Below are 2818 nucleotides of genomic sequence, written 5' to 3'. Positions count from 1 at the left end.
TTCGAGTATTTCAAGTATAGAGAATGTGAAAATAATACATTCGAGTATTTCAAGTGAGAAAATCTAGCAGAGAAAAATCTAGCAGAGAAAATCCAATTAAGGCCAATCCCCAAGAACAGGGCAGGGAGAATCCCTAAATAAATCCCAAATTGTATAATGGTGATAAACCCCCATAGTCAGAAGGCCTCTCGAACAGGGCCAGGCAAAATGCCCATTAATATAAATCTTTAGTATAGGTTGAGGGTAAATAGGTTTGTATAAAGTGAGAGAGAAACCTCTTTGTAGAGATAAGCCCAAAAGATAAGCCTAAAATGGCCCCCTCTCGTAGATAGCCAGGAAAATGCCCATTATATAAGATAAAATCAATAATCGAAAATCGAAAAAGTAGTAGAGTAAATAGGTTTGTAGAAAGTAAGTGAGAAACCTCTTTGTAGAGAGAAGCCCAAAAGAGAGGCTCAAAAGAGAAGCTCAAAAGAGAAGCCCAAAAAGATAAGCCCAAAAGAGAAGCCCAAAAAGATAAGCCCCAAAGAGAAGCCCAAAATAAGCCCCAAATAATCCCCGTCGTACAGGGCCAGGAGAATTGCCCTTTATATAAGATTTATTATATAAAATCTACTATATAAAAATTACTATATAAAATCTACTATATAAAAATTACTATATAAAATCAACTATATAAAATCAACTATATAAAATCAACTATATAAAAATTACTATATAAAATCAACTATATAAAATCTACTATATAAAAATTACTATATAAAATCAATTATAGAAAATAGATTATAGAAAATCGAAAAAGTAGTAGGGTAAAAGATGAAAAACTTAATATTAATACCACTAATAGGAACAGCGTTATTGGTAATGCTACCAACAGCATCAAAGAATCGAGTTCGAGAAGTAGCATTAGCAGTAAGTATATTAACGCTAATCGAAACAATCCGCTTATACATATTAATGGATAAGAGTGCACTAGGATTCCAACATATGTTAGAACTAAAATGATCAACATATAGTGTATTATTTGGAATGGATAGTGTAACAATGGTATTTGTATTGTTAACAGCAATATTAATACCAATATGTATATTAGTAGGATGAGATACACCAAGAGTCCAAGAAACGGAATATTATGTAAGTTTATTAGTAATCGAGGTATTACTAGTAGGAGTATTTACAGTATTAGATATTCTAGGATTTTATGTATTTTATGAGGGAGTTTTAATTCCAGTATTTTATTTAATAGGAGTATGAGGAGCGCGAAAACAAAAGATAACAGCAGCAATGTATTTCTTTTTCTATACATTAATAGGATCAGTATTAATGTTAGTAAGTATAATATATATTTATACAATAGCGGGAACAACAGATTATATAACATTGACAACAATGGAATTAGGAGTATCAGTTGAAAAAGTATTATTCCTAGGATTTATGGCAAGTTTAATGGTAAAAATCCCAATGTACCCATTCCATGTATGATTACCATTAGCACATGTGGAAGCCCCAATCGCCGGGTCAGTATTACTAGCAGGAGTACTAATAAAATTAGGAAGCTATGGAATGTTAAGATATGTTCAAGTATTAATGCCAACAGCATCAGAATACTATAGCCCATTAATATATACATTAAGTTTATTAGGAGTAGTATATGCAAGTTTAACAACATTAAGACAAACAGATTTAAAACGAATAGTAGCATATTCATCGGTAGCTCATATGGGAATAGTAACATTAGGAATATTTACACCAACAACATCAGGTCAAGAAGGATCAATATTTATTCAATTGGCGCATGGAGTAGTATCATCAGGATTATTTATAGCAGTAGCAATAGTATATGATCGATACCACACACGAACGATAAGATATTATTCAGGAGTAGCGACAACAATGCCAATATTTAGTATATTATTCTTTATATTAACAATGTCAAATATAGCGGTACCAGGAACAAGTAACTTTATAGGAGAAATCATAACATTAAGAGGAGTGATGGATACAAGTAAAGCGGTAGCGGTAATATCAACATTAGGAATGATATTAGGAGGAGCATATGGAATCTATATGTTTAATCGAGTAACATTTGGAGTAGTGACACCCTATTTAGAGGAAGCACCAAGAGACACAAGTCGAAGAGAATTTATAGTATTAGCACCATTAGCGATAATCTCAATAATATTAGGAGTATGACCAAGTGAAGTATTATTATCAATCCATTCAACAGTATTAAATTGAATAATCTAAGGGGAAACCTGTAAAAGAGAGGTATAGGTTAGAATCCTATAAACTTTCTTATGAAAATAATAAGAGAGAAACGAAATCGAAAAGCCTTTATAGCAAATAAGGTAGACCAGATAGTTACACAATTAGTAAAAAGCCTAGGCACAAATGCGGAATCCCCGTCCCCACTGCGTAAAGGTCCGCAAAATATCTGTTATGAAACAGGAAAAACTCGAACAGTAATAAAAGGGTATCGAGTATCTCGACATATATATCGAAAATATACAGATACAGGGCAAATTGAGGGAAATCGACGAGGAACATGATAGAGCAGAAGTGATGAAATGGTAGCCATGTGTAACTTAGGATTACATGTTAATAGCGTGCGGGTTCAAGTCCCACCTTCTGCAGGTTGTCCTCGTAATATCTTGTCCTCATAATATCTTATCTTCGTAATATCTTGTCCTCATAATATTTTATCTTCGTAATATTTTATCTTCGTAATATTTTATCCTCGTAATATCTCTAAAAATCCAAATACTCTCTCTCTCTCTCTCTCTCTCTCTCTCTCTCTCTCTCTCTCTCTCTCTCTCTC

3 protein-coding genes and 1 tRNA gene are annotated in these 2818 nt (G+C 32.8%); all 4 read left to right on the top strand.

Translation table 11 applies throughout. The annotated features are described in order from the left end of the window. Positions 1-1284 precede the first annotated feature (1284 nt). The 4 genes from JSS34_08670 (at position 1285) to JSS34_08655 (ending at position 2633) form a co-directional block, all read left to right on the top strand. The gene (locus tag JSS34_08670; protein ID MBS0186369.1) at positions 1285-1482 is read left to right on the top strand and encodes a hypothetical protein; all 198 of its coding nucleotides are present in this window, start codon (positions 1285-1287) and stop codon (positions 1480-1482) included. 15 nt (positions 1483-1497) lie between these two features. After that, positions 1498-2193: a hypothetical protein gene (locus JSS34_08665; protein MBS0186368.1), complete on the top strand. Its 696-nt coding sequence runs from the start codon at positions 1498-1500 to the stop codon at positions 2191-2193. A 104-nt stretch (positions 2194-2297) separates the two neighbouring features. Then, the gene (locus tag JSS34_08660) at positions 2298-2549 is read left to right on the top strand and encodes a hypothetical protein (protein ID MBS0186367.1); all 252 of its coding nucleotides are present in this window, start codon (positions 2298-2300) and stop codon (positions 2547-2549) included. 4 nt (positions 2550-2553) lie between these two features. Next, positions 2554-2633 (top strand) — tRNA-Leu (locus JSS34_08655). Positions 2634-2818: the final 185 nt, after the last annotated feature.

Source organism: Pseudomonadota bacterium, from assembly GCA_018242545.1.
Lineage (GTDB): Bacteria > Pseudomonadota > Alphaproteobacteria > 16-39-46 > 16-39-46 > 16-39-46.
This window is presented reverse-complemented; position numbering and strand designations above follow the sequence as displayed.